Raw genomic sequence first — 7,768 nt, forward strand, 5'->3', positions numbered from 1 at the left:
CCTGCACCACCCGACCGGGACGCGACCACCCCCCAAGCGAAGGGAACCCCGCCATGCCCCCCAGGCGGCGTACCAGCCGCGCCACCCGCTGGGTCGCGCGGATCTGCGCCTTACTGCTGGCTCTCCCGATCCTCACCGCGCTGACCACGACGATCGCCCCGGCCGCGCCCGCCCGCGCCCACGCGGCCATCGACCCCGCCGACTACCAGCGGATCGAGCTGGCCAAGGGCGTGCCCGAGATGGGCGAGCCCATGACCATGAGCGTGCTCCCCGACCTGTCCGTGCTGCACACCTCGCGCGACGGGACGCTTCGCCGTACGGACGCGGCGGGGAACACGACGGTCGTCGGCGCCCTCAACGTCTACACGCACGACGAGGAGGGCCTGCAGGGCGTGGCGGCCGACCCCGGCTTCACCGCGAACCGGTTCGTCTACCTCTACTACGCGCCGCGCCTGAACACCCCGGCCGGCGACGCCCCGGTGACCGGGACCGACTTCTCCGCCTGGCAGGGCGTGAACCGGCTCGCCCGCTTCACGATCAAGCCCGACTGGACGCTGGACGCGGCCAGCGAGGTGAAGATCCTCGACGTGGCCGCGGACCGCGGCATGTGCTGCCACGTCGGCGGCGACATCGACTTCGACGCCCAGGGCAACCTCTACCTGTCCACCGGCGACGACTCCAACCCCTTCGACTCGGCGGGCTACTCCCCGCTGGACGAGCGGTCCGACCGCAATCCCGCGTACGACGCCCAGCGCAGCGCCGGGAACACGAACGACCTGCGCGGCAAGATCCTGCGGATCAAGGTCAAGCCGGACGGGAGCTACGACATCCCGGAGGGCAACCTCTTCCCGCCCGGCACGCCCAAGACCCGGCCGGAGATCTACGCCATGGGATTCCGCAACCCGTTCCGGATGAGCGTGGACAAGACCACCGGCGTCATCTACGTGGGCGACTACGGCCCCGACGCGGGCAGCTCCGACCCCAACCGCGGCCCGAGCGGCCAGGTCGAGTTCGACCGCGTCACCGGGCCGGGCAACTACGGCTGGCCGTACTGCACCGGCACGAACACGGCGGCCGAGACCTACAACGCGTTCACCTTCCCGTCCGGCCCGTCCGGGCCGAAGTACGACTGCGCCGGCGGCCCGGCCAACCGCTCCTTCCGCAACACCGGCATGGCCACACTGCCGCCCGCCCTGCCCGCGTGGATCAAGTACGGCGGCGACGAGGGCTCCCCACCGGAGTTCGGGAGCGGGTCCGAGTCCCCGATGGGCGGCCCGATCTACCGCTACGACCCGGACCTGGACTCCCAGGTCAAGTTCCCGGCCGAGCTGGACGGCCACTTCTTCGCCGGCGAGTTCGGCCGCCGCTGGATCAAGGCGATCGACGTCGCCGCCGACGGCGCCCGGGGGGAGATCGCGAACTTCCCGTGGACCGGGACCCAGGTCATGGACATGGCCTTCGGCCCCGACGGCGCGCTCTACGTGCTCGACTACGGCTCGGGCTACTTCGGCGGTGACCAGAACTCCGCGCTGTACCGGATCGAGTACATCAAGGGACGCGACCGCGCGCCGCACGCCGTGGCCAAGGCCGACAAGACCTCAGGCAAGACGCCGCTGACCGTCTCCTTCTCCTCGGCCGGCTCGGCCGACCCCGAGGGCGAGCCGCTCACCTACGCCTGGGACTTCGGCGACGGGACGTCCTCCACCGACCCGAACCCGACCAAGACGTACACCGAGGACGGCGACTACACCGCCACCCTCACCGTGAAGGACCCGGCGGGCAACGCGGGCCGCGCCAGCGTGCGGATCACCGCCGGCAACACCGCGCCGACCGTCACCATCGAGGAGCCCGGCGCCGGCCGGCTGTTTGAGTGGGGTGACACCGTGCCGTTCACGATCAAGGTGACCGACCCCGAGGACGGGAAGATCGACTGCGACAAGGTCACGATGACGTACGTGCTCGGCCACGACAGCCACGGCCACCAGATCACGTCCACGAAGGGCTGCGCGGGCGAGCTGACCATCCCGTCCGACGGCGAGCACGACGACGCGGCCAACATCTTCGCGGTCTTCGACGCCGAGTACACCGACAAGGGCGGGCTGACCACGCACACCCAGCACATCCTGCAGCCGCGCCACCGCCAGGCCGAGCACTACACGGCGATGTCCGGCGTCTCCCAGATCAGCAAGGCGTCGGCGCACGGCGGCAGGACGGTCGGCGACGTCAACAACGGCGACTGGATCTCCTTCAAGCCGTACGACCTGAGTGACGCCAGGGGCTTCACCGCGCGCGTCTCCTCGGGCGGCGTGGGCGGCACGATCGAGGTGCGCGCGGGCTCGGCGACCGGCGCCCTGCTCGGCAAGGTGTCCGTGCCGGTGACCGGGGGCTGGGAGACCTTCGTGGACGTCTCCGCCACGCTCGCTGCCGGAGCCCCGGCCGGCACGACCGAGCTGTTCCTCGTCTTCACCGGCGGCTCCGGCGCGCTGTTCGACCTGGACGACTTCACCCTGCTGAAGGAGCCGGTCTCCGGCGGCCCCGCGACCGGTCCGATCGCCGGGCCCGGCGGCCTGTGCGTCGACGTCGCCGGGGCCAACAGCGCCAACGGCACCAAGGTCCAGCTGTACACCTGCAACGGCACCGGGGCGCAGGTATGGACGGTCGACGGGACGACCCTCAAGGCGCTGGGCAAGTGCATGGACGTCGCCGGCGGCGCCACCGCCGATGGCACCAAGGTGCAGATCTACACCTGCAACAACACCGGCGCCCAGCAGTGGACCGCCGGGCCGGACGGCTCGCTGAAGAACCCGCAGTCCGGCAGGTGCCTCGACGGCGCGGACACCGGCCAGCTCGTCATCAGGAACTGCGACGGCGGCGCCGCGCAGAGGTTCGTGCTGCCGGCCTCCGGCGGCCCCGGCGGCTCGGGCGACGTGCTCGTCTTCTCCCGGACGGCGGGCTTCCGGCACGACTCGATCCCGGCGGGCATCCAGGCGATCAAGGACCTCGGCTTCTCCGTCACGGCGACCGAGGACCCGGCCGCCTTCACCGCCGCCAACCTCGCCAAGTACAAGGCCGTCGTCTTCCTCAGCACCACCGGCGACGTGCTGAACGACGCCCAGCAGGCGGCGTTCGAGGCGTACGTCAGGGGTGGCGGCGGCTACGTCGGCGTCCACGCCGCCGCCGACACCGAGTACGACTGGCCCGGGTACGGCCGCCTGGTGGGCGCGTGGTTCGCCTCGCACCCGGCGGTCCAGCCCGCCACCGTCAAGGTCGAGGATCGGGCGCACCCGGCGACCGCGCACCTCGGCCGCTCCTGGAACCGCACCGACGAGTGGTACGACTACCGCACCAACGCCAGATCCACCGCCCACGTGCTCGCCACCCTGGACGAGTCCACCTACTCCGGCGGGAAGATGGGCGCCGACCACCCGATCGCCTGGTGCAAGCCGTACGACGGGGGCCGGTCCTTCTACACCGGCGGCGGGCACACCGCGGCCTCCTTCGCCGAGCCCGCCTTCCGCGAGCACCTGCGCGGCGGCATCGCCTACGCCATGGGCGACGCCAAGGCCGACTGCCGGCCGGAGACCGGCTACACCGCGATCTACGACGGCGACACGACCGGCTGGAAGCAGGCGGGACCGGGCGGCTTCACCAACGCCGACGGCACGCTGACCTCCCAGGGCGGCATGGGGCTGTACTGGTACAAGGCGAAGGAGTTCCACTCCTACTCGCTCAAGCTCGACTGGAAGATGCGCGGGGACGACAACTCCGGCGTCTTCGTCGGCTTCCCCGCCTCCGACGACCCCTGGTCGGCGGTGGACAACGGCTACGAGATCCAGATCGACGCCACCGACGTCCCGGAGAAGACCACCGGCTCCGTCTACGGCTTCAAGTCCGCCGATCTCGCCGCCCGCGACGCCGCGCTGAACCCGCCCGGCCAGTGGAACGCGTACGAGATCCGGGTCGAGGGCGAGCGGCTGCGGGTCTTCCTCAACGGCACGCTGATCAACGACTTCACCAACACCGACCCCGCCCGCTCGCTCCGGCAGGGGTACGTGGGCATCCAGAACCACGGCGCGGGCGACGAGGTGTCCTTCCGCAACATCCGGATCAAGGAACTCGGGGCGGACGCCGGCGACGTCACCGTCCAGGCCGAGCACTGGTCGGAGGCGCAGGGCGTGGACACCTACCCGCACGCGCCCGCCCACGGCGGCACCGTGCTCGGCTACGTCAACCCGGGGGACTGGGCGGCCTACGACGACCTCGACCTGACGGGCGTCACCGGCTTCACCGCCCGGGTCGCCTCGCCCGCCCCGAGCGGCGGCTTCGAGATCCGCACCGGCTCCCCGACCGGTCCCGTGCACGGCCGCGTCACCGTGCCGAACACCGGCGGCTGGGAGTCGTACGCCGACGTCTCCACGACGCTGACGGACCTCCCCACCGGCAGCGCGCGGCTGTACCTCGTCTTCACGGGCGCGAACTTCGACGTGGACGACTTCACCCTCACCAGGGCGAAGCCGGACGAGAAGGCGCCGGTGACCACCGCGGACCTGGACCCGAAGGCGCGGCCGAGCGGCTGGCACACCGCGCCGGTGACCGTCACCCTGACGGCCGCCGACGAGGGCTCCGGCGTCGCCTCGACCGAGTACCGCGTCGGCGACGGCGACTGGACCGCCTACACCGAGCCGTTCACGCTCAGGAAGGACGGCACGCACACGGTGGCGTTCCGCTCCACCGACAAGGCCGGCAACACGGAGGAGGCCAAGAAGATCACTGTGAAGCTGGACGCCACCGCGCCCACGCTCACCGTCGGAGGCGTCACCGGCGACGGCAGGTACGGCGACGCCGCCCGCGTCACCGTCACCGCCGAGGGCGCGGACGAGGGGTCGGGGATCGACGCGGTGACGGCCACCCTCGACGGGAAGGAGCTGACCCTCGGCAAACCGCTCGACCTGCACACGCTGGCGCTCGGCGAGCACGTCCTGAAGGTGACCGCGACCGACAAGGCGGGGAACGCCGCCGAGAAGGTCAGGACGCTGACGGTGACCACGTCGTTCGGCGACCTGGAGACCCTGCTGGACCGGTTCTCCGTCGACGGCCCGCTGGGCACGCAGCTCGCCAACTTCCTGAAGGCGGCGAACCACCAGGACGTCAAGGACCACCCGGACCAGGCGATCCACCACCTGGAGAAGTTCCGGTCCGCGGCGGCCGAGGTGGCCGGCGAGGCCGCCCGCGCCGTGCTCGTCCGCGACGCGGACGCCCTGATCGCGGGGCTGCGATGATCCGGGCTGACCGTCCGATCCCTGTTTAACCGATGTGGCGCATGAGGGTATAGACCCCAAGGTCCCCCCGAACGGACAGAGACGACCAACCGTGAAGGGGGACCCGTGCGCCACGAGGACGCCGTAGAGAAGGACGAGAAGCAGCGGCAACTCGACCAGCACCGTGTCGATCTCGAGGGCACCCGGCTCACGACCGACCATGGCGTGCTGATCGACGACACCGACAACTCGCTCCGGGCCGGGGAGCGCGGGCCGACGCTCCTGGAGGACTTCCACTTCCGTGAGAAGATCATGCGGTTCGACCACGAGCGCATCCCCGAACGCGTGGTCCACGCCCGCGGCTCCGGCGCCTACGGGCAGTTCCGCGTGTACGAGTCGCTCGCCGAGTACACGGTCGCCGACTTCCTGTGCGACCCGTCGCTGGTGACCCCGGTGTTCGTGCGCTTCTCCACGGTCGCCGGCTCGCGCGGCTCGGCCGACACCGTACGGGACGTACGCGGCTTCGCGACCAAGTTCTACACCCGGCAGGGCAACTACGACCTGGTCGCCAACAACATGCCGGTCTTCCCCATCCAGGACGGCATCAAGTTCCTCGACTTCGTGCACTCCATCAAGCCCGAGCCGCACAACGAGATCCCGCAGGCCCAGTCGGCGCACGACACCTTCTGGGACTTCGTGCAGTGCCAGCCGGAGACCCTGCACTTCGTCATGTGGCTGATGTCCGACCGCGCGATCCCGCGCAGCTTCCGCATGATGCAGGGGTTCGGCGTGCACACGTTCCGGCTGGTCAACGCCGATGGCCGGGGCACGTTCGTGAAGTTCCACTGGACGCCCGTTCTCGGCACCCACTCGCTGGTGTGGGACGAGGTGCTGCGCATCCAGGGCAACGACCCCGACTTCAACCGTCGCGACCTGTGGGAGGCGATCGAGCGCGGGGCCTTTCCCGAGTGGGAGCTCGGCCTGCAGATCGTGCCCGAGGCGGACGAGCACGCCTTCGACTTCGACCTGCTCGACCCCACGAAGATCATTCCTGAGGAGATCGTGCCGGTGCGCCCGGTCGGCAGGATGACGCTCAACCGCAACCCGGAGAACTTCTTCGCCGAGACCGAGCAAGTGGCCTTCTGCACCGCCAACGTCGTGCCCGGCATCGACTTCACCAACGACCCGCTGCTGCAGGCCAGGAACTTCTCCTACTTCGACACCCAGCTCATCCGCCTGGGCGGGCCGAACTTCGCCCAGATCCCGGTCAACCAGCCGGTCGCGCCGGTGCACAACGACAACCGCGACGGATATCACCAGCGGATGATCCACCAGAGCAGGACCAGCTACTCCATCAACTCGATCAGCGGCGGCTGCCCGATGTCCGGGATGCTGAGCGGCGACTTCTCCGGGGTGTTCCAGCACTACCAGGAGCGGGTGGACGGGCGGAAGATCCGCAAGCGCAGCCCCAGCTTCGAGGACCACTACAGCCAGGCCACGCTGTTCTGGAACAGCATGTCCTTCTGGGAGAAGCGGCACATCGTGAACGCCCTTCTCTTCGAGCTCGGCCACGTCGAGCGCCGGGAGATCAAGGAGAAGGTCGTCGGGCACCTCGTCAACATCGATCACGAGCTCGCCACCCAGGTCGCCCTCGGGCTCGGCATGCCGGTGCCCGCGGGCGGCCCGGCCAACCACGGCAAGGCGTCGCCCGCGCTGAGCCAGGCCAACTCGGCGCGCGAGACGATCGCCACCCGCAAGATCGCGATCCTGGTCACCGACGCCACCGACGCGGGCGCGCTCGCCCCCGTCAAGGAGGCGCTGGAGGGCCAGGGCGCGATCTGCGAGCTGATCGCGCCGCACGAGGGGAGCGCCGCCTCGCTGACCGTGGACCGCCAGCTCACCGCGACGAACTCCGTGCTGTACGACGCGGTCCTGCTCGCCGACGGCGGCATGCTGGCCGAGGACGGGCCCGCGCTCCACTTCGTCCGCGAGGCGTTCAAGCACGGCAAGGCCATCGCGGCGCTGCCGGGTGGGGCGGCCCTGCTGCAGGCGGCCCGGCTGCCCGGCACGCAGGGCGTGGTCGGGCCCGACACGTCGGGCGGCGCGTTCGTCCAGGCGTTCACCGACGCCATCAAGGTTCACCGGCACTACGACCGCGACGTGGCGATGCTCTCGGCCTGAGCCCCCGGCTAACGATCACCGCGGGGGGCAGTCGGCGACTGTGGCCGGAACCGAGCCGCGGCCGCGGGCCGAGGTGGACGCGGTCGTGGTGGGCGCCGGGCCGAACGGGCTGACGGCGGCCGTCACGCTCGCCCGGGCCGGCCTCGGCGTACACGTGTACGAGGCGGCGGCGACCGTCGGGGGCGGGGCGCGGACCGGGGAGCTGACGCTGCCCGGCTTTCACCACGACGTCTGCTCGGCGGTCCACCCGCTGGGGGCGGGCTCGCCCGCCTTCCACGAGCTGCGGCTGGAGGAGCACGGCCTGACCTGGGTGGAGCCGCCCCTGCCGC

General features: G+C 70.9%; 3 protein-coding genes. All 3 read left to right on the forward strand.

The genetic code is table 11. The features are described from left to right. The first annotated feature begins 53 nt into the window (after positions 1–53). A complete protein-coding gene (locus AWQ68_RS45390) occupies positions 54–5,279 on the forward strand; it encodes a ThuA domain-containing protein (protein WP_066948464.1) in 5,226 nt (1,741 codons plus the stop codon). Positions 5,280–5,384: 105 nt separating this feature from the next. Then, positions 5,385–7,439, forward strand: coding sequence for a catalase (locus tag AWQ68_RS33470; RefSeq protein WP_066948466.1), 2,055 nt, complete (start codon positions 5,385–5,387; stop codon positions 7,437–7,439). Positions 7,440–7,479: 40 nt separating this feature from the next. Then, on the forward strand, positions 7,480–7,768 hold a 289-nt coding region (locus AWQ68_RS33475), incomplete at its 3' end, for an FAD-dependent oxidoreductase (RefSeq protein ID WP_174554173.1).

Origin of the sequence: Microtetraspora fusca (genome assembly GCF_001570365.1) — a bacterium.
In the GTDB taxonomy this organism is placed as follows: domain Bacteria; phylum Actinomycetota; class Actinomycetes; order Streptosporangiales; family Streptosporangiaceae; genus Microtetraspora; species Microtetraspora fusca.